Below are 24,065 nucleotides of genomic sequence, written 5' to 3' on the forward strand. Positions count from 1 at the left end.
GAGGACGCGGGAAGCGAGGGGTGTCACTGTTTGGCGTGCGCCTTTACTGCGGCCAGCACGGCCTCGGCATGGCCGGCCACCTTGACCTTGCGCCAGGCCTGCACGACATGCCCCTCGGGCGACAGCAGGAAGGTGCTGCGCTCGATCCCGAGCACCTGCTTGCCGTACATGTTTTTTTCCTTGATGACGTCGAAGGCGCGGCACAGCGCTTCATCGCCGTCGCTGATCAACGGGAAGGTGAAGCCTTGTTTGGCGCAGAAATTGTCGTGCGACTTCACCGAATCGCGCGAGACACCCAACACCACCGCGCCGGCTTTCTTGAACTGCGGCAGCAATGCGTTGAAGTCCAGGCCTTCGGTGGTGCAGCCCGGTGTGCTGTCTTTAGGATAGAAGTACAGCACCAGCCAGTTGCCGGCATAGTCGCGCAGGGTGGTCTGGGTGCCGCCGGACAGCGCCAGCGGCAGATCGAAGGTTGCAGCGGGCAATTCCAGTACAGCGTCGGTCATCGTTGCTCAGCCCAAAGTGGAGGGGCGTACGGCGCGGTCATGCCGGGCCGACGTCCATCCCATCATAAGCAGCCACATGGAAACGTTTGGCAAGTGCGTCGAACTGCGCATTGCGCTGATTCAGCGACTCGATGGTGTGGTGCTCTTTCTTGTCCACATGCAGGAAATACGACTCTTCATCGTCGCCATCGTCTTCGTCGCGTTCGCCGAGAAAGATGTCGATGACGCGGTAGCCGTCCTGGGTCAGCTGCTCGGCAAGTTTCTGCAACGGTTGCTGCGCCGGGTCGGCGAAGAAATATTCCCAGCGCAACGGGCCGTCGAGATTCCAGTCGGTCTCGGAGCGGATGTGGTCGAACATCTGTTTCAGCGCGGATTGGGCGATGGCCATCGGTGCGTCTGCCTTAGAACTTCATCGGGTCCATGATCGCGTCGAGATTGAGGTGATCACAGAATTCAAGGAAATCATCGCGCAACGCGGCGATGTGCATGTTGGCCGGCACCCCGATGGTCACCTGCGCAGAGAACATCTCCGCGCCGGTCTGCATGGCGCGGTAACGCGTGCTCTGCAGGTTTTCGATGGTGATGCCCTGGCGGTCGAAGAAATCGGCCAGCTGGAACAGGATGCCGGGCTTGTCGGCGGCAATCACTTCGACGATGTAGGGCAGCAGATTGGATTGGGTCTGCTTGGGGCCGGTGCGGTACCACACCAGCTTGAGGCCTTCCTCGCGTTCGAGCCGGGTCAGCATGGCTTCGAGCTTGGCGACCGAATCCCAGGAGCCGGTCGCCAGTGCGGTGACCGAGACATCGCGTCCCACCGTGGCCAGGCGAGCGTCCACGAGATTGCAGCCGCTGTCGGCGATGCGGCGGGTGACGGGCAACAGGGGGGACTCCGGATGCGTCGTGTAGGCGTTGATCAGGAGGTGATTTTCGGTCGGCGAAGGCCGGGGTGTAGAGTCGGTCAAAGGGGCTTCCGGCATTGCATCAGGCTGAATGGCCGCCCGGGCAGGCGCCCTGGCGGTGACCAGCATACTTGCCCGTGGTTTCGCGCCGCAAGTAACATGCAGGCGTTAGCAACCCGCGCGTGCGCGGGCCTTTTCCCGTCACGTAAGAGCAACAGAATCTTGTCCCTTTCCGGCATCATCACCGCGCTGGCGAGCCCCTTCGGGCCGGACGGCGCACTCGACCTGGATGCCTGGCGGCGGCTGCTGGAGCAGCAGCTGCATGGTGGCGTGCAGGGACTCGTGGTTGCCGGCTCCACCGGCGAAGCCGCCGCATTGAGTGACGACGAATACGACACGCTGCTGCGCGCGGCGGTGGCCCAGGTGGCCGGCCGCGTGCCGGTGCTGGCCGGGACCGGCCTGTCGGGCACGGAAAAAACCATTGCGCAGACACGCCGCGCCGCCGCGCTGGGCGCGCAGTACGCGCTGGTGGTGACGCCGCCATACGTGCGTCCGACCCCGGCCGGCTTGAAGGCGCACTTTCTGGCGGTGGCCGATAACGGTGGGCTGCCGGTGGTGCTGTACAACGTGCCCGGCCGTACCGGCTGCGATCTGCTGCCGGAGACGGTGGCCGAACTGGTCGATCACCCGAATATCGTCGGCATCAAGGAAGCGCGCAGCGAGCCCGAGCGCGTGGCTGCGCTGGTCGCGTTGCGCAGCGACAGCTTCGTAGTGCTCAGTGGCGACGACGGCAGCGCGGCGCAGTCGATGCTGTCCGGCGCTGCCGGGCTGATTTCGGTGGCCTCCAATGCGCTGCCGGCGGCGTACCGGCGCCTGTGCGATCTGGCCCGCGACGGCCAGCGCGACGCCGCCCTTGCCTGGGACGCGCGTCTGAGCGAATACCACAGCTTTTGCGGGATCGAATCCAATCCCATCCCGGTCAAGGCGCTGCTGCAGCGCGCCGGGATCGGCCACGGCCTACGTTTGCCGTTACTGCCCCTTTCTGCGGCGCACCAGCCTGCCGCCGACCGCCTTGCCGCCGACGCGATTGCGTTGGAAGCGCTTTCCAGCCGCGAAATGCTCGCGGCCTGACTCAGGAGATCTATCGATGCGTCATTCCGTTTCCCCCGTCCGCGTGCTGTCGCTCGCGTTGCTGGCGACCGCCACCGTCGCCGCCACGAGTGGTTGCAGCTGGTTTCACAAGGGCGCGCGCGGCGACTATGCGCTGGCCCCGGAAGCCCGCCCGCTGGAAGTGCCGCCGGATCTGAACCTGCCAGACACCTCCGGTGCGATGAAGGTGCCAACCCTGGCATCGACCACCCAGCAGAACAACACGCCGCCATCGGCAAGCGCCAACAGCGGTTTCACCGTGCCGGGCGAACGCGATGAGGTGTTCGGCAAGGTCGGCACGGCGCTGGCCGAGATTCCCGGCCTGACCATTGCCAGCAAGGCGCAGATGCTCGGTTCCTACGACGTGAGCTACGAGGGTTCCAGCTTCCTGGTGCGCGTGGTCAAGGTCGATGCCGGCAGCTATGTGTCGGCCGTGGATCCGCGTGGCATGCCGGCCACGGCGGCGGCGCCGGTGGCGGTGATCAGCTCGCTCAAGAGCAAGCTTGGCGGCTGAGGCTGGTTCAGTTCGCTGGATAGCAAAATGGGCGGCGTGGGCGCCCGTTTTGCGTTATGCGGTGCTGGTTGCGGCTGCGCGTGAAGCGCTGCGTCGGGGCGACGCTGGGGCTGATCGCTTCGGTCAGCGCTGCAGCAGCGGCAACTTGTTCGGTTTGCCATCCCATTCGGCGGCATCGGGCAATGGTTCCTGGCGCACGGTCAGCACCGGCCAGGCCTTGGCGAGTTCGGCATTGAGTGCGACGAAGGCTTCCTGGCCTGCCGGGACGTCGTCTTCGGGATAGATCGCGTTGGCCGGGCATTCCGGTTCGCACAGGGTGCAGTCGATGCACTCGTCCGGGTCGATGACCAGGAAGTTCGGGCCGACGTGGAAGCAATCCACCGGACAGACCTCGACGCAGTCGGTGTATTTGCACTTGATGCAGTTTTCGGTGACAACAAAAGGCATGGCGGAATCCGGCGTTTAGCCTGTCAATTCTAAAGCAGTCGGGTGATGGGTGTGGGGTTGACGCGCTTCTGCGTTGGGCTGATTCCTTCTCCCGTCGGGGGACGGTGGCGCGCAGCGCCGGATGAGGGTGCGCGCGAAGCCTCCGGGTTATCCACCATTCTTAGTGGCTTCGCCCCCGTACCCTCACCCCAACCCCTCTCCCGGCGGGAGGGGGGCTTTAGTTCCTTCTCCCGTCGGGAGAAGGTGGCGCGCCAGCGCCGGATGAGGGTACGGGCGAAGCCTCGTGCAGCTGAAAACACGATGGCGGGCTGCGATCACCTGCGTCTCCCCCGCGGCCTCCTCCAGCCCCTTCCGCAAGCGAAGCCGGGGGCTTCATGCATCGGGATTGCCGGTCAAACCAGCCCGCGCTGCCTGGCCAGCGCGAACAACCCTGCCGCAGCCAGATCTTCCGGATGCCGCTGGCTTTCGACGCCCAGATGCTGCAGCCCCACTGCATAGCGCTGGGCCAGGGCGGGGCTGCCGACCAGGTGCACGGTGGCGTGATCGCCGCGGTGTTCGCGCAGTTCGTGGCCGATCAACAGGCCCGAGAGGTAGGACGGCAATGCCTTGGAGGACAGGCGTTCGAACAGGCCGAGCGTGCGGGTGCCGAACAGGTGGTGGCTGAGGCCGCCGGGAGCGGCGCTGCGCTCGACACCTTGCAGGAATGCAGCGGTGTCCAGCTCGGCGTGATCGTCGTCCATCAGCTTGCCGAGAATGCTGTGTTGACGCAGCACGGCATACAGCTCGCCGGTCATGACAGTGGCGAAGCCGGTCAGTTGGCCGTTGGCGATCCGCGCCCACTTGCTATGCGTGCCGGGCAAGCAGGCGACATGCTCACCGTCGCCAAGTGCGGCGATCAGGCCGACCAGCTGGGTTTCTTCGCCGCGCATCACGTCCGGCACGCCGTCGTATTCGCCGGTGCTCACGCCCGGCACGAACCACAACATACGGCCGGGCAGCAGGCTGTCTTCGCGGCGCATGGCCTGGGCGAGCGCGGCGGTGTCGGCCGGGCAGGGCAGGTAGGCCTGTTCGACCCAGCCGTTGCGGCTGCCGATCATGCCCGAGAGCAGCAGCGGGCCGTCCCAGCCGGCGATCAGGGGGGTGAGCACCTCGGCGAAGCGGCCCTGACAGGCCAGGATGCCGTCGCTCCCGCGGCGCTGTTCCAGCACGGCGCCGGTCGCGTCGAGCAGGTAGGCGCGCAGGCTGCTGGTTCCCCAATCGATGGCGATCATGCGCTGGCCACCCGGCTTTCGGGCAGGCCGGCGATGGCGACGTCGCAGACGAACAGGCTGCCGGCTTCGGGCATGCGTGCGAGTTCTTCGGCGCTATGGTCCAGTCGCGAGCTGATCACGTGCAGACGGTCCAGCGCGGCGCCACCGAAGGCGCTGCAGGTGGGGTGCTTGACCGGCAGTTGCACGATGCGCTCCACGCTGCCATCGGGGCGATAGCGCACCACCCGCCACGCACGCCATTGCGCATTCCACAGGTGGCCTTCGGCATCGATGATCGAGCCGTCGGGTTCGGCATCGTCGCGGTCCAGTGTGGTGAACACGCGGCTGTTGCTGGTCTGCGCGGTTTCGGCGTCGTAGTCGCAGCACAGGATCTGCGGGCGCACCGAATCGCAGTAGTACAGCGTGCGGCCGTCGGGGCTGAAGCAGATCGAGTTGGGGATCGATACGCCCGGCAACGGCAATGCCCGCAAGCCATGCTGCAGCGAGAACTGGTAAATCGCTCCGCGTGCGGCCTTGGCGTCGTGCTCGTCCATGGTGCCGAACACGAAGTTGCCGTTGCGATCGGCGCGGCCATCGTTGCTGCGGGTGAGCGGGTTGTCCGCTTCCACATCGGCCAGTTTTTCGAAGGGCAACGCGTCGGCTTCGGTATTGTCCGGATCGACAAGACCAATCGCCTTGGCCAGCGCGATCAACACGCGGCCATCGTCCATCAGGCCGATGCAGCCGGGGCGGTCGGGCAGGGTCCAGTAGCGCGTGTGCGCACTGGCCGGATGCTGCCGCCACAGGCGTTTTTCGCTGATGTCGACCCAATACAGCGCCTCGCGCTGTGCGCACCACAGCACGCCTTCGCCATGCGTGCAGCGGCTGTCGACCGCCAGCACGGCGGTGTGTTCGGGCGTGCTCACCATTCGGCGATGCTGCCATCGGCGTGGCGCCACACCGGGTTGCGCCAATCGGGCGGATTTTCGTTTGCGCGCTTGAGCATGTCTTCGTTGATTTCCACACCGAGCCCGGGCTTGGGCAGGGCGGCAATGCTGCCATCGATACACTGAAAATCGTCTTTATTGATGACGTAATCGAGCAGATCGGCGCCTTCGTTGTAATGGATGCCGATGCTCTGTTCCTGCAGCACGGCGTTGTGCGAGACGAAGTCCACATGCAGGCACGCAGCCAGCGCGATCGGGCCGAGCGGGCAGTGCGGGGCGAAGCCGACATCGTAGGCTTCGGCCATCGCGGCGATCTTGACGCATTCGGTAATGCCGCCGGCATGCGAGAGATCGGGCTGCACCATGCCGATACCGCCGGCGCACAGCACGTTCTTGAATTCGAAGCGCGAGAACATGCGCTCACCGGCCGCCAGCGGAATCGAGGTGCTGGCGGCCAGGCGCGGGTAGTACTCGGCCTGTTCGGCCAGCACCGGTTCTTCGACGAACAGCGGTTTGAACGGTTCCAGCTCGCGCAGCAGCGCCTTGGCCATCGGCGCGCCCACGCGGCCGTGGAAGTCGATACCGAAGTCGATGGTGTTGCCGAAGGCTTCGCGGATTTCGGCCACCTTGACCACGGCAGCGTCGACCGCGCGCGCGCTGTCGATCAGCTTCATTTCTTCGGTGCCGTTGAACTTGAAGGTGTCAAAGCCCAGCGCGCGGTAGTCGGTGATCTGCTGGATGATGGCGCCGGGGCGGTCGCCGCCGACCCAGCGATAGGTCTTCATGCGGTCGCGCACCAGCCCGCCCAGCAACTCGTACACCGGCACGCCCAGCGCCTTGCCCTTGATGTCCCACAACGCCTGGTCGATACCGGCGATGGCGCTCATCAGGATGGCGCCGCCGCGATAGAAGCCGGCGCGGTACATGGTCTGCCACAGGTCGTTGATGCGCGCCGGGTCCTTGCCGACGACGTAGCCCGCCAGTTCGTGCACGGCAGCTTCCACCGAGCGCGCGCGGCCTTCGATGACCGGTTCGCCCCAGCCGGTGATGCCCTCGTCGGTTTCGACCTTGAGGAACAGCCAGCGCGGTGCGGCGTGGTAGGTGGTAAGGCGGGTGATCTTCATCCTTGCAGTTCCTGGTAGGCCTGCACGAAGGCGCGTGCATGCGTCTGGGTTGTTTCGAGCGATTGCGCAGGTTTGTACAGTTCGCCGCCGATGCCGGCGCCGGCCGCGCCCTGGGCGAGGAAGCCGGCCAGGGTCTGCGGGCTGACGCCGCCGACCACGTACACCGGGATGTGCTTGGGCAGCACCGAGCGCAGTGCGCGCACATGCGCGGCGCCATAGGTCGCTGCCGGGAACAACTTGAGAATGGTGGCGCCGGCGTCGATGGCGTCGAACGCCTCGCTGGCGGTGGCAAAGCCCGCCACCACGGTCAGCCCGCGCGATACCGCATGGCGGATCAGCGACGGGCGCGTGTTGGGGGTGACGATGAAGCCCGCGCCGATCTCGGCCAGGGTGTCGACATCCTCATTGCGCAGCACGGTGCCGGCGCCGATCCAGGCGCGTTCGCCATACGCCTGCTGGGCCAGCGCAATGCTCTGCTCCCAGCGCGGCGAGTTGAGCGGGATCTCGATCGCATCGAAACCGGCGTCGATCAGCGCGCCGACGTGGGCTAGCGTTTCTTCCGGCGTGATGCCGCGCAGGATGGCGACCAGGGGCAGGGCGAACGGGCTGGCGGTGGTATCTGAAGTCATGCGGTTACTCGCGGTAGAGCCGGAAGCGGCCGTTGGCGACCGGGTGGCCGGCAACGTCGGGGGAAGTTGCGCGAACGCGCGGCGCAGCATGCCGGGCTGGCGCGCAGATCGTGGAGAAGAGTGGGGCCACAAAGATGGTGGTACGGGCAATGACGGCGCGCCATCGAGACAGGCGTGCGCTGTCCTACAGCCTGCAATCGGCGGGCAAGATGCCGTCATCGTCGTCCACCTCCGGATATAGGGCGTGCGTGTTGCCACCCGATGCCGGGCAGGTCACGTCTGTTCTGGCCGCGCCCGGGAGGTAGGGGCTCCTGCTGCGGCGTTCGATAGCCTCGCGCGGAGAGATATGTGCTGCAAATGAAATTTTCGGCATATTCTATTCCTCCGACGAATACACGGCCGCAATCGCACTCCATGGCAAATTCCGGTACTCCCTGGTTCAACGCAGCCCGGCTCAAGACGCGCCAGCTCCTGCTACTGCTGCATCTGCACGAACAGCGCTCGGTCCTGCGTGCGGCCGAGGCCGCCAGCATGACCCAGCCGGCCGCCTCCAAGCTGCTGGCAGAAATGGAAGACATGCTGGGGGTGAAATTGTTCGAGCGGCACGCGCGCGGCGTGGAGCCGACCTGGTACGGCCATGTGCTGATCCGGCGTGCCCGTGCGGCGATGTCGGAGATCGGCCGGGCGCAGGAAGAAATCGCCGCGTTGCGCGCCGGGCGGATGGGCCAGGCCTCGATCGGAACCGTGGTCAACCCCGGTACCAACCTGGTGCCGCAGGCGATCGCAGAGGTCAAGCGCGAATTCCCCGACATCCTGGTGCGGGTGGAAATGGACTACAGCCGCCCGCTGGTGGCCAAGTTGCTGGACGGGCAGCTGGACATCGTGATCGGCCGCATCCTGGGGCCGGAAGGCGTGGGCGAGCTGGAATTCGAACCGCTGGCCGACGAGCCGCACTCGGTGATCGCGCGCGCCGGCCACCCGCTGGCCAGCCGTGCCGGCCTGCAACATGCCGATCTGGTGCGGCATGGCTGGATCCTGCCGCCGGCCGACAGCGTGCTGCGTGCGCGGCTGGATTCGATGTTCATGGAGCATGGCGTGCAGACGCCGACCAACGCCATCGAGACCTCGTCGCTGCCGGTGACCTCCACGTTGCTGCGTGGTACCGACATGCTGACCGCGTTGCCGGTGGAGTCGGTGGCGCCGCTGATCCAGGCCAAATTGCTAACCGTGTTGCCGATCGAACTGGGGGTGCGGATGGAGTCGTTCGGCATCATCCGCCGGCGCGATTACATTCTTCCGCCGGGCGCTGAGCGCATTTTGCAGGCGTTGCGTACCACTGCCCGACGTTTGTATCCGGGGCTGCGGGCGCCGGAGTCGTCGGTCTAGTCGGTATCTTCTTCGCGCCGGCCTAATTGAAAATCCGCTTCATCGGGCGACGATGACAACCGGTGCTGATGCTTACACCGGGGCCGCAGCATGAGCGGCCTGAGCCAGACTCGCAGCAATGCGATCCGGCGCAGCAGCCAGCGCAAGATGTCGCCGACTGCCGCGCGACGGCGCGCAAGGCATCGCCCTGGTCCTTGAGACGATAGGGGGCATCGTGTACTTGCCGTCGGAGTCAGCGCGGTTTGACCTGCCGATACTGGCGGCGATCGCCGTAGGCCGGGCCCTTGGTCTCGACATTGGCGCATAGCCGGCCGTTGTACAGGGTCACGTCGGCAGCGTTGTAGGCGCGCAACAACTCCGCACGCAACTGGTTATCTTCGATTTGCTGGCGATAGTGGGCCAGCAACCATCCGCCGCCGCCCAGCAACACCAGCAGGCTTCCGACCACGACCGCCGCGCCTTTCCACAGCAACAGCCGCTGCGCACGTTCGATGCGCTTGAGTTGATCGGGCAGGGACTGCGCACCTCCCCCGATCAAGCTACCGGCGTGCTGCAGCCGTTTCTCGAACCCGGCCACCGACTGGTCCATCCCCTGTTGGACATTTCTCACCAACGTATCGGGGACGCGCTGCAAGGTCTGCTCTGCCGAACGGGTCATCACCCCGGGCAAGGACTGCGCCACCTGTTCCAGCTGCTGCGCAAGGCGGCGTTGCTGTTGCTCGATTTCACTGCAGCGGCGCTCAAACTGCTCCATGAGCGCGGCGGTCTTGCTGACCGGCGTCAGTGGATCTTTTGCATCCATTGTGCCTCCTGCCTTTGCTGCTGCCAGTTGTTACATGCTGCGCCCACCGATGCGCATCGTTTCTTGCTGCTGTTGCTGCTGTGCCTGCATTGCCTGCTGCGCTGCCTGTTGTTCCTGCTGGTTTACCGTCTCGATGGCCTCTGCGCGCAACGCGCGGCCGGGTGGTTCACTGGCCAGGATCTGCGTCATCTGACGGAATTGATCGCGGTCGCCGCTCTGTGCGGCGATAAGCATGCGGTCCAGGAAAGCCTCCGGGTCGTCACGCAGGGAGGGCGGCTTGTCGGCCGCTGCCCGCGCCTGCGGTGCATCCGCCTTCATCGGCGCATGCCACTGCTCAGGCGCATGGCTGCGCTCGCGCTGTTGCTGCAATTGCTGCATCTGCTGCTGCCAGCTTTGCGGCTCGGGAGCGCCGTTGTATCGCGCGAACGACGGCACCGAGGGATCGGTGCGTTCCGGCGACACCGCCACCGGGCGCAACGGAAACTGTGCGTGCAAACCGGTATCCAGGGCCTGGGCATCGGTGCGATTGACGCTGCCCGTGGTACCCGCCAGGTCCTTCACATGTGCGCGTTGGCCCAGCGTGGTCGCCACTGCGGTGGCGTAGAAGGACTGGTGCTGCTCGGACTGGTGGATGACGTTCATTTCAGGGGCGGTGGACACGGTGCGCGGTGTCAGGAACGGAGTGTCACTGAGGGTGTTGACGTAATCGGTGAGCAGGTTGCCGTTGCGCACGGACAGGCCATCGAGCCGGTAGGAACCGCCGATATCCGAATGCGCGCCCGGATTGACCAGATTGAGCAGGCGGCCATCCCGGGTGCGGCCCGGATCGATGATGTCCTTGGCCGGGAAGAGATCGCGGCGCTCGTCGCGGGCGGTGAGTTGCAGGCCCGACACCACCGACGGCGGCAGGCGCGTGTCGCGCAGGTTCATGTCGCCGGTAGCCACCGGGTCCATCAAGCCCACCACCTGCGCGGTCCGGCCGGGCGGCACCAGCGGCGGGTGGGTTGGGCTGAGTTTTAGGATTTCGCCGTTCGGGCCTTTTTCGATCTGCATGTCCCTTGGGTTTTGGATCCCACGCTCGTGGACCATGCGCGTGAACATAGCGGCGGTGACAGCGCCACGGCTGAAGCCGGTGGAGACGATGCTGATCTCGGCTTGGGGGTCTTCCTTTTTCCAGTCGTTGGCTTGGGTGATGAACTTTAAGTACATCTCTTCCATCCGTGGTCCATAGCTATAGCCCAGACCGCCGTCGAGGTTGCGAGTAGAGGCATCGTCCTGGGTGCCTACGCCTGGGACGTAGTGGCCATTGACATTGCGTAAACCGGAAAAATTGGTTGCCTGTATTTGATCGTACATGACGCCGATGTTGGTGATGTGCTCGGGATCCTTGTTCTTGTCATTGCCGGTGCCATCGAAGCAGGCTACGAACAAACGAGTATGAGGATTCTTCTGGCTGACCAGCAGCGGTGCCTGGAACTGTGCCAGCGCATCGCGGCTTTTTTGGTAAGCAGCCAAATCCTGTGCAGTCGCCGGATAGGTTTCCACACCATCGGCCCATTTCTTCTCGTCACTACGATCGTTAGCCATTACATGCTCCCTGGCGAAGACGCCATCAGTAGGTCTTGGTGTAGGCGAGGATCAGGTCGTTGCGAAAATAACTATATTCGTTGCCCGGCTTCTGTTGCACAGTCGTCTGCACCATCGCCTTCATATACACATTGATAGTGCGGTCGTTCACTTCCAGGATGATGTCCGGAGGTATATCGGCCTTTAGGATCGGCGGCAACTGCTCCTGCGGCACCTTGTGCAGCACTACCTTGTCCTTGAAGATGGCACCGAGGTCGACCAGTGCATGATGCGGCTGGCCATCCTTGGAGCGCCAGGACACTTCCGCAGGGTGCGGGAAGTTCGGGAAGTTGCGTATACCGATCGTACCAGCGTGCATATTGTCAGGGTAGATATCTCCGAGGGACGCAGAGGAAATTTGTTTGACATCCTCAGGATAATCAGCCTCGTACCTGCCATTGTAAAGTACCTTGCAACCGAACGTATCGTAGCAGCCGGCACCGAACGCATGTTTGCTAAACGGAATCGGTTTGCGGGTATCGATATGCACGGTGTTATGCGCATCGACCGGGATATTCTCAATCAGATGGGTGGCGGATGAATCGTAGGCAGGCGTGTTCATGCGTGAACATCCAGTCAGAGGGTGGGCAAAAACAGCGCACAAGAGCAGGGGAAGCGCTGCACGGTGCTGCGGGATGCTGGGAGGTCGCATAGCCATGAAGCCACCTGTGGAAACGAAAGAACAGCCTACTATCCGCAGTGTGCTAGTGGTAGTGCGGAACCGTCGTGGAGCGGCTCAACGCATGGCGGCTGTGTTGGTGGTCTGCCAAAAATCCCGTGCAGTCGCCGGATAGGTTTCCACACCATCGGCCCATTTCTTCTCGTCACTACGATCGTTAGCCATTACATGCTTCCTGTCGAAGACGCCATCAGTAGGTCTTGGTATAAACGAGGATCAGGTCGTTGCGGAAATTGCTATATTTGTTACCAGGCTTTTGCAATACCGTGGTATCCACCATTGCCTTCATATACACATTGATAGTGCGGTCGTTCACTTCCAGGATGATCTCCGGAGGGATATCGGCCTTCAGGATCGGCGGCAACTGCTCCTGCGGCACTTTGTGCAGCACTACCTTTTCCTTGAAGATGGCACCGAGGTCGACCAGCGCATGATGTGGCTGGCCATCCTTGGAGCGCCAGGTCACCTCAGCGGGAGGAGGGAAGTTCGGGAAGTTGCGAATGCCGATCGTATTGGCTTTAAGATTGCCAGGGTAGACGTCACCCAGCGAAGCCGATGAAATTCGCTTCTCATCTTCGGGAAAATTGGCTGCATACCTGCCGTCGTACAGCACCTTGCAGCCATAGGTGTCGTAACACATCGCCCCGAACGCGTGGTTGCTAAATGGAATCGGCTTGCGGGTATCAATATGCACGATGTTATGCGCATCGACCGGGATATTCTCAATCAGATGGGTGGCGGATGAATCGTTGGCAGGCGTGTTCACGCGTGAACATCCAGTCAGAGGGTGGGCAAAGACAGCGCACAACAGCAGGGAAAGCGCTGCACGGTGCTGCGGGATGCTGAGAGGTCGCATAGCCATGAAGCCACCTGTTTGAAGGGAACAATAGCCTAGTGCAGCTTGCTTTCCGGCATGTGTTCAGCACACGCGGTTGCCCTTGTATTGCTGTGACCTGCCAGGCGTTACGTGGCAGTTCGCTCCCTCGCTTCCATCTGTGGGCCATCGCTATAGCTCAGGCCACCATCGAGGTTGCGGATCAAGGCGTCGTGCTGAGTGCCTGTGCCTAAAACGGAGTAGCTGCCGATGTTCTCAACGCCGTCACGCATTACAGTCTGCACCTGATCATCCAGAGTGCCGATACGCTCGGGCTCCTTGCACTTGATCATTGCCGGTACCATCGAAGCCTGCCGCGCACAAGCGGGTGTACGGATTCTTTTTGCTGACGGCCCAGTACCTCTACAGCACGTCCTGCCGATCGAACTGGGGGTGCGGATGGAGTCGTTCGGCATCATCCGCCGGCGCGATTACATTCTTCCGCCGGGCGCTGAGCGCATTTTGCAGGCGTTGCGCACTACTGCCCGACGTTTGTATCCCGCGTTGCGCGGGCCGGAATCCCGTACGTAACCGGGCTCTTCCATTCGTATTCCCTCACGGAATACTGGCCTGTGAATTTTTCATTGGTTGACGGTGGTGCGCACGCCTATATGTGTGCACCAGATCCCATGCTGAAGCGTACGTGAAGTCGGGCGGGTGATCGGTGGCCAAGCCGCCATGGAGTGAGCGGGTGGAGCGGGCGTCAGCGCCCGCCCCCCACATGATCCTGCGGGTCGTTCGCATCGTTCGCATCGTTCGCATCGTGCGACACCGCGACAACCTGTCTTCAGTCGTCTTGCGTCCTGGGAGGGATTCAGATGCATCAGTTTTCAAGCCATGCCCCGGCAGGTATGGGCGTGCGCGCGCGTCGTACCCCACGTCTGCATCATTCCGCCATGGCCATCAGCATCGGTTTGCTGCTTGCCGCACCGGTGTATGCACAGCAGGCGCAATCGTCCCAGAAGGCGTCTTCCAGCACCGCTGGCAGCAGCGCGGTGGACCTGGACACGGTGGAAGTGCGCGGTGTGCGCGCCAGCCTGATCAAGTCGCAGGTGATCAAGCGCGATTCCACCCAGATCGTGGATTCGGTCAGCGCCGAAGACATCGGTGCGTTGCCCGACCGCAGCGTCACCGAAACCCTGCAGCGCGTCAGCGGTGTGACCATCGACCACTTCGCCGCGCGCAGTGACCCGGATCACTTCTCGGCCGAAGGCAGTGGCGTGATGATCCGCGGCCTGACCCAGGTACGCGGCGAGCTCAATGGGCGCGACATCTTCAGCGCCGCCAGCGGCCGTGGCCTGAGCTTCGAAGACGTGCCGGCCGAGTTGATGGCCGGTGTGGACGTCTACAAGAATCCCTCGGCAGAAATCATCGAAGGCGGCCTGGGCGGCACGGTCAACCTGCGTACGCGCATGCCGTTCGACAACCCGGGGCGCATCGTCGGCGGCAATGTCGATTACAACTACGGCGACATGAGCAAGACGTACAAGCCGTCGGCCTCGTTCCTGTTCAGCGATCGCTGGCAGACCGGCATCGGCGAAATGGGCTTCATGATCGATATCGCCCATTCGGAGCTGGCGACCCGCTCGGACGGTATCCAGGTCGAGCCGTATGTGCGCCGCACCGACGACGCCGTGCTGGCCGGCAGCGGGCGCAGCGAAGTGTTCGTGCCGGGCGGGGTGAACTGGCGCCAGCTGGATTTCGAACGCAAGCGCGACGGCATTGCGGCCGCGTTCCAGTGGAAGCCGAGCGATCAGACCGAGATCTACGCGCAATACCTGCGCTCGCGCTACGACATGAACTGGCAGGAGCGCGCCGCGTTCTTCAACGACAGCAACAACAGCATCAGCCCGGCGCCGGGCACCACCTTCGAATACGACGACAACGGCGTGTTCCAGCGCGGATCGCCGGTGTCCAACTCGTGGCGCGGGCTGCTCACCGGCGATGGCGTGCGCTTCAATACCGACAACCGCTATTCCGAGCAGCGCACCACCACCTCGGACCTGTCGGTGGGTTTCAGCCACTATTTCAACGACAACCTGCAGATCAAGGGCGACGTGCAGCTGGTGCAGTCGGAGAACGACCAGCTGGATTTCACCGTGTTCAGTGCGACCTATCTGCCTGGGCTGACCTATGACGTGTCGGGCAAGTATCCGAGCGTGCAGATCGCCAACCAGGGCTTCACCCAGGACCCGTCCAATTACTTCTGGGCGGCGGCGATGGATCACCTGGGGCATAACCGCGGGCGGCAGCTGTCCACGCGGGTGGATCTGGAATACACCTTCCAGGACAGCAGCTGGTTGCGCTTCATGCGCTTCGGTATGCGCGCCACCGACCGCAACCAGACCAACAAGAACTCCGGTTACAACTGGGGCGTGCTGTCGGACAACTGGGCGGCCATTCCTGGCAGCGCGAACGGCTTGGCCAACATGTCGCAGTACCTGCCCAACGAGTCGTCGCAGTTCACCTTTTCCGACTTCTTCCGTGGCGGCGTGAACGTGCCCACCACCCTGGTGGTGCCCAACGGCAGCCTGGTCACCAACTACCGGCGCGCCTCGCAGCTGCTGCAGCAGCAGATCGTGGCGCTGCGTGGCTCTGGCTGGGCGCCGGACCAGTACCAGCCGCAGGACACCAACCGTCAGTTCGAACGTACCCAGGCGGCGTACGCGGCGCTGTACTTCGGCAATGACGAGGCCTTGGGCGTGCCGGTGGACGGCAATATCGGCGTGCGCCTCGTGCAGACCAAGACCCAGGCCGAAGGTTTCGGCCAGTTCCAGAATCTGGCCGGGCTCAATGTCTCGCCGGAATTGCAGGCCCGCTATACCGGCCAGTATTTCGACAACAACTCGCAGGGCAGCTACACCAACGTGCTGCCGAGCCTGAACCTGCGCTTCCGCTTCACCGACACACTGCAGTGGCGTATTGCCGCCTCCAAGGCGATGGCGCGCCCGGATTACACCCAGCTGCAGCCCTTCGTGCTGTTGAACGTGGAAACCGACGACGCCGGCAACGCCACCAACTTCGTTGGCACCGCGGGCAATCCGACCCTCAAGCCGATGACCGCCAACCAGTTCGATACCGCGCTGGAGTGGTACTTCGACACTAGCGACATGCTGTACACCACGCTGTTCTACAAGAAGGTCAAGGACTACTTCTCCACCCAGACCCGCAGCGAGACCTACGACAACCGGCAGTGGCTGGTGACCCGGCCCTACAACACCGACGAGGGCACCATTCGCGGCGCCGAAGTGGGCTACACGCAGTTCTTCGACGAACTGCCGGGCTGGATGAGCGGGTTCGGCATCAATGCCAACTTCACCTTCGTCGACAGCAAGGGCGGGGCCAACACCGCCATCGACCCGTACACCCGCACCACGGTGGAAGGCGTCGAGCTGCCGCTGGAAGGTCTGTCGCGGCGCAGCTACAACCTGGCCGGCATCTACGAGAAGGGCCCGTTGTCGTTGCGGCTGGCCTACAACTGGCGCTCGCGCTACCTGCTGACCACCAGCGACGCGGCTACCCGGTTGCCGACCTGGGCCGACGACTACGGCCAGCTGGACGGCTCGTTCTTCTACCGCTTCAACGAACACCTGCAATTGGGTATCCAGGCCAACAACCTGACCAATACCGAGACCAAGGTATTGATGGGGCCGACCTCGTATGAGGGGGGCGAGGTGGATACGCGGCTGTACACCCGCAGCCAGTTCGTCAACGACCGGCGCTACTCGCTGGTGCTGCGCATGAATTGGTAAGTGCGGGCGATCACGCCGGCAGCGTGCGCGGGCTCGCAGAGTTGAGCCCGCCATGTCCAGCTCGGTCGCTTGGCCCCGCAATGCCAGAGCGGCCGGGTTTCCTAGTGTTGCTATAGCTTTAATGTATACCCTTCCAGGAATATTTCATTGGTGTGGCGTGATGGCTGCGCCCTATGCTCCGGCCGCAGCCGCCAGGTACGCCTCTTCGGGATTACCACGCATCCAGTCAGCCCCGGCCCTTGCCGTGGCCGGATGCCAGGCCAGCAACAACGACGGGCAGGGCGTTCGCGCACCGGCTCGCTAAAAACAAGCAGTACATGCGTCCTGGGAGGGAGCACCATGTCAGTGCAACATCGCCACATTCCGGCAGGCCGGGCTGTGGGTCAGCGTTCAATCCGTGATTTCCGCCGCTCCGTGATGGCCATCAGTGTGGCCACGCTGCTGAGCGCGCAGGCTTATGCGCAGGATGCGACCACCACTGCCGCACCGGCGTCGGATGCGACCACCCAGCAGCTGGACACGGTGCAGGTCACCGGCACCCGCAGCAGCGTCACCAAGGCGCAGCTGGTCAAGCAGAACGCCGAGCAGATCGTCGATTCCATCGTTGCCGAAGACATCGGCAAGCTGCCCGACAACAACGTCGCCGAGGCGCTGCAGCGCATCTCCGGCATCCAGATTTCGCGCAACTACGGCGAAGGCAGCTCGATCGCCATCCGCGGCCTGACCCAGGTGCGCACCGAGCTCAATGGCCGCGACATCTTCACCGCCAACGACGGCCGTGGCCTGAGCTTCGAAGATGTCTCGGCCGAGTTGCTTGGCGGCGTCAACGTGTACAAGAACCCGTCCGCCGACATGATCGAAGGTGGCCTGGGCGGCACCGTCGACCTGCGCACGCGCCTGCCGTTCGACTATGAAGGCCGCAAGATTGCCGGCAGCGTCCAGTACAACTATTACGACCTGGCCGACGACGGCAAGCCGGCGTTCTCGGGCCTGTTCAGCGACCGCTGGCAGACCGGCATCGGCGAGATCGGCATCCTGGTGAACTACTCGCAGCAGAAGAGCCCGTTCCGCCAGGACACCATCTCGATCGAGCCGTGGTACACCCAGACCGACCTGCCGGGCTATGAAGGCCAGGAAATCTCGGTGCCGCACGGTGCCGGTATCAACACCACCGTCGGTGAGCGCGAGCGCAAGACCGGCGCGTTTGCGATGCAGTGGCGTCCGAACGATTCGGTGGAGGTCTATACGCAGGTACTGCGTTCGGACTACGACTTCAGCTGGCACGACTATTCGTTCTTCGCGTTGACCGGCGCCAACCCGATGCAGGGCACGCCCGGCATCCAGGTCAACGACCGCAACGAGTTCGTCAACGGCACCTTCCAGAACGTGCCGGCCGACTCCAACACCAGCCTGACCGAGCGTCATTCGGTGACCACCGATTACTCGCTGGGCGCCAAGTGGACGGTCAACGAAAAGCTGACCCTGAGCACCGACTTCCAGTATGTCGATGCCACCACCACCGGCACGCGCTACATTGTGGCCACCGGCTTGAACAACACGCCGTTCTTCAACGTCGACTTCCGTGGCGACCTGCCCAAGTTGTCGGTGACCGACGCCAGCGGCGCCGAAGGCTTCCTGGCCGACCAGAACAACTACAACGGCTGGCGCTGGCACCTTGACAACAAGGATGACAACAAGGGCACCGAGTTCGCCTGGCGTTCGGACATGGATCTGGCGTTCGACAGCGATTTCGTGCGCAGCTTCAAGGCCGGTGTGCGTTACACCGACCGCGATGCCGAGACCAAGGGGGGCGTGTTCCGCTTCATGTGCATCAACGGCTGCGCGGGCACGCCGTTCTCGCAGTTCCCCACCGTGGGCGTGGTAACCAACCCGATCACCGATTTCTTCCGCGGCGAGAGCAGCACCTTCGGCCCGACGCTGACCGCTTCCGATGCGGCCGTGGCCAACTACGAGCAGACGCTGGCCACCTTCGGCGGCACGCCCCTGGAGTTTGCGCCCAACAACATCAACACGCAGAACGAGAAGACCTACGCGGCCTACGGCGTGCTGCGCTTCGGCGTGGATGGCGACATCCCGTTCGACGGCAACATCGGCGTGCGCGTGGTGCGTACTGAGGTGAGTTCCATTGGTGTGCGTACCGGAACTGCTGGCGAAGGCGGTGGCTTGATTCCGGTGAGTGCGCAACAAACCTACACCGACGTCCTACCAAGCTTGAATCTGCGTTGGATGCTAAGCGATCAGTTGCAATGGCGCTTTGCTGCCTCACGCGGCATTTCGCGACCCACATTCGATCGGCTCAATCCTAATTTGACGTTGAGTAGCGGAACCTCCAATACAGGTACCGCAACGCGCACCGGCACTGCTGGTAATCCTGAGCTGGAGCCGGTCAAAGCCGACCAATTCGACACCGCGCTGGAGTGGTACTTCGGCCAGGGCTCGATGATGTACGGCACCTTGTTCTATAAAAAGGTCGAAGGCTTCATCGCCAATGCAGTTTTTAATGAGGACTATCTCGACGAGAACGGCAGCCCTGTTCCTTGGCAGATCACCCGTCCGGTCAACGGCGATGCCGGCAAGATCCGCGGTGCCGAACTGGGCTACACGCAGTTCTTCGATTTCCTGCCGGGCTGGCTGAGCGGCTTCGGCCTGCAGACCAACTACACCTATGTCGACAGCGAGGCGCCGAGCCCCACTGCCACCGACACCAACGGGCAGGCGCTGACGGTGCCGCTGGAAGGCCTGTCCAAGAACAGCTACAACGCGATCCTCAGCTACGAAACGGCGCGCTTCCAGGGCCGTGTGGCCTACAACTGGCGTAGCGACTGGCTGGTGACCACCGCAGGCAACGGCACCGGCAACCTGCCGGTCTACAACAAGGGCTTCGGCCAGCTGGATGCCTCGCTGCGTTTCAACATCAATGACACCTGGTCGATCTCGCTGGATGGCGTGAATCTGCTCGATACCCGCCGCGAAAGCTATCTGGGTAACGAGTCGCGCTACCGCGACTTTGTGATCAACGATCGTCGGTATGGCCTGACCTTGCGGGCCAGCCTGTAGAACGCGCCGTAGGAAGTGCGTCTCCGGTCCGGCGAGCTGTGCAGGCAGCTCGTTGGGCCGGTGTTTTTCCTATCGATGGCCACGCCATCGATCGCGAAGGGAGCCGGAGGAATGATCGCCATGATCGATCCGCCTACTAAGCGCCGTCTTTCCGCAGCAGACGCATGCCGGGCCACGCTGGCCCTGATGCTGCTGTTGCTCTCCGCCACGTCCTGGGTGCGTGCGGCCGAGCCCGCCACGCAGGGTCCGTATCACTGGCGTAGCGTCGCCATTGGCGGTGGCGGTTTTGTCACCGGCGTGCTGTTTCATCCCGCCGAACGCGATCTTGCCTATGCCCGTACCGATGTCGGTGGTGCGTACCGCTGGGATGCGCAGGCGCAGCAGTGGGTGGCACTGACCGATTGGTTGGGTGCCGACGACTGGAATCTGATGGGGATCGATGCCTTTGCCGTCGATCCTGCCGACCCGAGCGCGCTGTATCTGGCCGCGGGTACCTATATGCACGAACGCGCCGGCAATGCAGCCGTGCTGCGCTCGTTCGACCGCGGCCGCAGTTTCGAGCGCGCCGATCTGCCGTTCAAGCTCGGTGGCAATCAATTGGGCCGCGCCAATGGCGAGCGGCTGGCGGTGGACCCGCACGATGGCCGTGTGGTGTTGCTGGGCTCACGTGATGCAGGCCTGTGGCGCAGCGACGATCGCGGCGCGCACTGGGCGCGGGTGGACGCATTTCCTGCCGATGCACTGGCTGGCGCCACAGCGCGCAACCATGTCGGACGCGAGCAGGCGGTGGGGATCGCCTTTGTCGTGTTCGACCCCGCCAGCGGCCGCGCTGGCAACCCGACACCGCGCATCTATGTGGGCGTTTCCACTGCGCAAACCAGTCTGTATGTTTCCGAAGATGCCGGCCGCAGCTGGTCGGCGGTGGCCGGGCAACCTGGGGGGTTGCGTCCCAGTCACATGGTCGGTGGCAGCGACGGGCAGTGGTATCTGAGTTATGGCGACCAGCCCGGCCCGGACCTGATGGCCGGCGGCGCGTTGTGGAAATACACCTCGGCGCAACGCCGTTGGCGCGAGATCAGCCCGATCCCGCAACCGGCCAGTGGCGATGGTTTCGGCTGGGGTGCAGTGGCGGTGGATCCGCAGCAGCCGCAGGTGTTGCTGGCCAGCACCTTCCGCCGCCGTAGCCCGCGCGATGAGCTGTTCCGTAGCAGCGATGGCGGGCGCAGCTGGACACCGTTGCTGGCGGGCGCGCAGTTCGATCACAGCGCCGCGCCCTGGACCGCGCAGGCTACGCCACACTGGATGGGCGCGCTGGCGATCGATCCGTTCGACAGCAACCACGCGCTGTTCGTCACCGGCTACGGCATCTGGGCCTCGCGCAACCTGCAGGATTTCGCTGCGCGCCAGCAGCCACTGCAGTGGTGGTTCCAGGACCGTGGGCTGGAAGAAACCGTGCCGCTGGATCTGCTGAGCCCGATGGCCGGGGCGCATCTGCTCAGTGCGCTGGGCGATATCGATGGCTTCCGCCACGACGACCTGGACAGCGCGCAGCTGCAATATGCAGGCCCGCGTCTGACCAATGGTGAGAGCATCGATGCTGCGGGCCAGGCGCCGCAGTGGGTGGTGCGCAGCGGCACCGTGCGCGATCGCCGCAACAACGAGATCCGCGCGCTGTATTCGCAGGATGGCGGCATGCACTGGGCCGCCCTCGCCAGCGAGCCACCGGGCGGGCAGGGCGCCGGCACGATTGCCATCGCGGCCGACGCGTCGCACGTGGTGTGGGCGCCGGAACACGGCGGCCATTGGCGTACCGTCGATTTAGGCAAGCACTGGTTGCGCGTGCAGGGGCTGACCGCTACCGCGGTTGCGGTGGCCGACCGCGTCGATGCGCAGCGCTGGTACGCGGCCGATCGCGTGAGCGGGCATCTGTACGAGAGCCGCGATGGCGCGGCCAGCTTTCGCGATACCGGGCAGCAGGTCGGCAGCCCGGCACGCGATGAACGCGCGCGCCCGCAACTGCGGCCCGACCCTTGGCATGCGGGCGTGGTGTATCTGGCCAGCCCGACCCTGGGCGTGATGCGCTGGCAGAACGGCCAATTGCGCTCGCTCTCCAAGCCGGACGAAGCGCGCTCGCTGGGCATCGGCAAGCCGCTGCGCGCGGGCGCGCCACCGGCCCTGTATCTGGCCGGGCGCGTGGAAGGCGTGGATGGCATCTTCCGCTCCGATGACGAGGGCGCCCACTGGCTGCGCATCAATGACGACGCGCATCGCTTCGGCAGGCCGTATAGCGTGACCGGCGACCCGCGTATTGCTGGCCGCGTGTATTTCGCCACCGGCGGCCGTGGCATCTTCTATGGCGACCCACGATGAGCGCTGCATGCCTGCGCGCGTCATCGCGCTGGCCTACTGTGTACGGCGGCGCATGCCGTCGCCTTGCTGCGCGCCGATTGGCTGCGCCGACTCTGGAGATCACTGCATGACCGTTTCTTTCGTTCGTCGTAGCTGCTTGCTGGGCCTGGTGCTGGCCAGCCCGGCCGCGTGGGCATTACCGACACTGCCACTGCTGTTCGCCGATGGCGCGGTGCTGCAGCGCGATCAACCGATGCCGGTGTGGGGTTGGGCGTCCCCGAATGCGGCGATCACCGTCAGCTTCGATGGCAAGCGCGCCACCACCAAGGCCGATGCGACAGGGCAATGGAAGGTCAAGCTGCCCGCGCACACAGCCGGTGGCCCCTACATGCTGCGTGTGCAAGGCGACGGTGGCGACGTGCAGGTGCGCGATGTGCTGGTCGGCGATGTGTGGCTGGCCAGCGGGCAATCGAATATGGAATGGCCGCTGGCCCAGGCCAGCGACGGTGCGCAGGCGGTGGCCGCGGCCAACGACCCGCAGCTGCGCCATTTCAAGGTGCCCAAGTCGTGGTCGGTGCAGCCGGAAGCACGCCTGACCGGTGGCGAGTGGAAGGCGGCCACGCCTGCCAATGCCGGTGAATTCACGGCGGTTGGTTACTTTTTCGCCAAGGAGCTGCGTGCCAGCACCGGCGTGCCGATCGGCATCGTCAACAGCACCTGGGGCGGCAGTGCCATCGAAGCGTGGATGGATGCGGCGTCGCTGGGTTTGAATGCCGACCAGAACCAGGGTGCGATCGAGGCGATCAAGCAACGCGACGCTGCCGCGCAGGCGGCCACCGGCAAGCGCATCGCGCGCTGGCCCAAGGTCGACGGCGATATGCCGCAGTGGCGCGAAGCGACGTTCGACGACAGCGACTGGGACAGCATCCCGACCACCCAGCAATGGGAAGCCAGCGGCTATGACGGCATGGACGGCATTGCCTGGTACCGCACCACGGTGACCCTGAGCGCGGCCGAGGCCAAGGCCGGTGTATCGCTGGGTGTGGGCCAGATCGACGACTCGGACATCACCTACGTCAACGGCCAGCAGGTGGGCAGTACCGAGAAGCAGTGGAATCTGCCGCGCGTCTACAAGGTGCCGGCCGCAGCGTTGCATGCCGGGGTCAATCACATCGCGGTGCGGGTGGAAGACCTCAGCGGCGGTGGCGGCATGCATGGCCCGGACGAGCAGCGCTTCGTGCAGACCAATGCCGGCGACAAGCGCGCACTGAGCGGGTGGAAGTTCCGTCCCGCCGCGGTGCGGGTGTCGTTGACCGACAACAAGAACCAGCTGCCCACACTGCTGTACAACCAGATGATCCACCCGCTGCAGCCGTTCCCGGTCAAGGGCGTGATCTGGTACCAGGGCGAAACCAATGCCACCGACAGCGGTGCGGTGAAGTATCGCGAGCAGTTCGCGGCGATGATCCAGCAATGGCGCGCCGAACGCGGCGACAAGCAGCTGCCGTTTTTGTGGGTGCAGCTGGCCAACTTCAAGGCCGGCGGCGACAAGGGTGAGCTCAGCCCGTGGGCGCTGTTGCGCGAGTCGCAGTCCAAGACCTTGGCACTGCCGGCGACCGGGCAGGCGGTGATCATCGATATCGGCAACCCCACCGACATTCACCCCACCAACAAGCGCGATGTCGGGCATCGCCTGGCGCTGGCCGCGCGGCATGTGGCCTACGGCGAAGCGCTGGTCTACAGCGCGCCGCTGTTCACGCAGGCACGTTTTGACGGCGGCAAGGCGGTGTTGCGCTTCGACCTGCAGGGCAGTGCGCTGCAGGTGCGTGGTGGCGGTGCGGTGCAGGGTTTCCGCATTGCCGGCGCCGATCAGCGCTTCCATCCGGCCACCGCGCAGATCGAAGGCGACCGCGTGACCGTGCGCAGCGATGCGGTAGCCGTACCGGTGGCGGTGCGCTACGGCTGGAGCGAGAACCCCGACGACGCCAACCTGATCAATCGCGACGCCCTTCCCGTTTCCCCCTTCCGCACCGATACCTGGTGACACGGAGTCT

At 64.2% G+C, this 24,065-nt stretch carries 20 protein-coding genes and 1 pseudogene; 8 read left to right on the plus strand and 13 right to left on the minus strand.

The window, feature by feature from the left end:
* Nucleotides 1-23: 23 nt before the first annotated feature.
* Genes A7D16_RS00455 through A7D16_RS00465 form a run of 3 tightly spaced genes read right to left on the minus strand, consistent with a single transcriptional unit; the run spans nt 24 to nt 1,534 of the window.
* A complete protein-coding gene (locus A7D16_RS00455; RefSeq protein WP_064628781.1) occupies nt 24-506 on the minus strand; it encodes a peroxiredoxin in 483 nt (160 codons plus the stop codon).
* A gap of 37 nt (nt 507-543) precedes the next feature.
* Nucleotides 544-894: a ribonuclease E inhibitor RraB gene (locus tag A7D16_RS00460; RefSeq protein WP_064628782.1), complete on the minus strand. Its 351-nt coding sequence runs from the start codon at nt 892-894 to the stop codon at nt 544-546.
* Between the two features lie 13 nt (nt 895-907).
* Entirely contained in the window at nt 908-1,534 is a 627-nt protein-coding gene (locus A7D16_RS00465) for a glycine cleavage system transcriptional repressor (protein ID WP_002813792.1), read from the minus strand.
* A 93-nt stretch (nt 1,535-1,627) separates the two neighbouring features.
* Between A7D16_RS00465 and dapA the strand changes: the two genes are divergently transcribed.
* Both dapA and A7D16_RS00475 read left to right on the plus strand, forming a co-directional pair.
* Nucleotides 1,628-2,536, plus strand: a complete 909-nt coding sequence (gene dapA, locus A7D16_RS00470) for a 4-hydroxy-tetrahydrodipicolinate synthase (RefSeq protein WP_064628784.1) — start codon at nt 1,628-1,630, stop codon at nt 2,534-2,536.
* A gap of 16 nt (nt 2,537-2,552) precedes the next feature.
* The gene (locus A7D16_RS00475; protein ID WP_064628786.1) at nt 2,553-3,068 is read left to right on the plus strand and encodes a hypothetical protein; all 516 of its coding nucleotides are present in this window, start codon (nt 2,553-2,555) and stop codon (nt 3,066-3,068) included.
* A gap of 123 nt (nt 3,069-3,191) precedes the next feature.
* On the opposite strand, the gene fdxA is transcribed toward A7D16_RS00475, so the two are convergent.
* The 5 genes from fdxA to A7D16_RS00500 all read right to left on the minus strand — a co-directional run bounded on the left by fdxA (nt 3,192) and on the right by A7D16_RS00500 (nt 7,465).
* The gene (gene fdxA / locus A7D16_RS00480; RefSeq protein WP_039404267.1) at nt 3,192-3,515 is read right to left on the minus strand and encodes a ferredoxin FdxA; all 324 of its coding nucleotides are present in this window, start codon (nt 3,513-3,515) and stop codon (nt 3,192-3,194) included.
* Nucleotides 3,516-3,907: 392 nt separating this feature from the next.
* The gene (locus tag A7D16_RS00485) at nt 3,908-4,786 is read right to left on the minus strand and encodes a 2-dehydro-3-deoxygalactonokinase (protein WP_064628788.1); all 879 of its coding nucleotides are present in this window, start codon (nt 4,784-4,786) and stop codon (nt 3,908-3,910) included.
* Nucleotides 4,783-5,694, minus strand: coding sequence for an SMP-30/gluconolactonase/LRE family protein (locus tag A7D16_RS00490; protein WP_064628791.1), 912 nt, complete (start codon nt 5,692-5,694; stop codon nt 4,783-4,785). Before A7D16_RS00490 ends, A7D16_RS00485 begins: the two co-directional genes overlap by 4 nt.
* Nucleotides 5,688-6,836, minus strand: coding sequence for a galactonate dehydratase (dgoD, locus tag A7D16_RS00495; protein WP_064628793.1), 1,149 nt, complete (start codon nt 6,834-6,836; stop codon nt 5,688-5,690). The genes A7D16_RS00490 and dgoD overlap by 7 nt, the downstream gene beginning before the upstream one ends.
* Nucleotides 6,833-7,465, minus strand: coding sequence for a 2-dehydro-3-deoxy-6-phosphogalactonate aldolase (locus A7D16_RS00500; protein ID WP_064628794.1), 633 nt, complete (start codon nt 7,463-7,465; stop codon nt 6,833-6,835). The genes dgoD and A7D16_RS00500 overlap by 4 nt, the downstream gene beginning before the upstream one ends.
* Before the next feature lie 414 nt (nt 7,466-7,879).
* Between A7D16_RS00500 and A7D16_RS00510 the strand changes: the two genes are divergently transcribed.
* On the plus strand, nt 7,880-8,851 hold the full coding sequence (locus A7D16_RS00510) for a LysR family transcriptional regulator (protein ID WP_064628795.1): 972 nt from the start codon (nt 7,880-7,882) through the stop codon (nt 8,849-8,851).
* A gap of 232 nt (nt 8,852-9,083) precedes the next feature.
* Here the strand turns inward: A7D16_RS00510 and A7D16_RS00515 are convergent, their stop codons facing one another.
* The 5 genes from A7D16_RS00515 to A7D16_RS00535 all read right to left on the minus strand — a co-directional run bounded on the left by A7D16_RS00515 (nt 9,084) and on the right by A7D16_RS00535 (nt 13,125).
* Nucleotides 9,084-9,653, minus strand: coding sequence for a hypothetical protein (locus tag A7D16_RS00515; protein ID WP_064628796.1), 570 nt, complete (start codon nt 9,651-9,653; stop codon nt 9,084-9,086).
* Nucleotides 9,654-9,683: 30 nt separating this feature from the next.
* Entirely contained in the window at nt 9,684-11,240 is a 1,557-nt protein-coding gene (locus tag A7D16_RS00520; protein ID WP_064628797.1) for a phospholipase effector Tle1 domain-containing protein, read from the minus strand.
* Between the two features lie 25 nt (nt 11,241-11,265).
* Complete coding sequence (locus tag A7D16_RS00525) at nt 11,266-11,841, minus strand: hypothetical protein (RefSeq protein ID WP_064628798.1); 576 nt, start codon at nt 11,839-11,841, stop codon at nt 11,266-11,268.
* Nucleotides 11,842-12,148: 307 nt separating this feature from the next.
* Nucleotides 12,149-12,724 carry a hypothetical protein gene (locus tag A7D16_RS00530; protein WP_064628799.1) on the minus strand — a complete coding sequence of 192 codons (576 nt, stop codon included), beginning with the start codon at nt 12,722-12,724 and terminating at the stop codon, nt 12,149-12,151.
* A 197-nt stretch (nt 12,725-12,921) separates the two neighbouring features.
* Entirely contained in the window at nt 12,922-13,125 is a 204-nt protein-coding gene (locus A7D16_RS00535) for a hypothetical protein (protein WP_064628800.1), read from the minus strand.
* A gap of 79 nt (nt 13,126-13,204) precedes the next feature.
* Between A7D16_RS00535 and A7D16_RS22260 the strand changes: the two are divergent.
* From A7D16_RS22260 to A7D16_RS00555, 5 genes and pseudogenes are all read left to right on the plus strand, one after another.
* Nucleotides 13,205-13,363 (plus strand): annotated as a pseudogene (locus A7D16_RS22260) (galactose-binding protein); the annotation flags it as partial.
* 287 nt (nt 13,364-13,650) lie between these two features.
* Entirely contained in the window at nt 13,651-16,584 is a 2,934-nt protein-coding gene (locus A7D16_RS00540; protein ID WP_064628802.1) for a TonB-dependent receptor, read from the plus strand.
* A 339-nt stretch (nt 16,585-16,923) separates the two neighbouring features.
* The gene (locus A7D16_RS00545) at nt 16,924-19,662 is read left to right on the plus strand and encodes a TonB-dependent receptor (RefSeq protein WP_064628804.1); all 2,739 of its coding nucleotides are present in this window, start codon (nt 16,924-16,926) and stop codon (nt 19,660-19,662) included.
* A gap of 111 nt (nt 19,663-19,773) precedes the next feature.
* Complete coding sequence (locus A7D16_RS00550; protein ID WP_064628806.1) at nt 19,774-22,032, plus strand: beta propeller repeat protein; 2,259 nt, start codon at nt 19,774-19,776, stop codon at nt 22,030-22,032.
* A gap of 106 nt (nt 22,033-22,138) precedes the next feature.
* Complete coding sequence (locus A7D16_RS00555) at nt 22,139-24,055, plus strand: sialate O-acetylesterase (protein WP_064628807.1); 1,917 nt, start codon at nt 22,139-22,141, stop codon at nt 24,053-24,055.
* Nucleotides 24,056-24,065 lie beyond the last annotated feature (10 nt).

This window comes from Xanthomonas nasturtii (assembly GCF_001660815.1).
Lineage (GTDB): Bacteria > Pseudomonadota > Gammaproteobacteria > Xanthomonadales > Xanthomonadaceae > Xanthomonas > Xanthomonas nasturtii.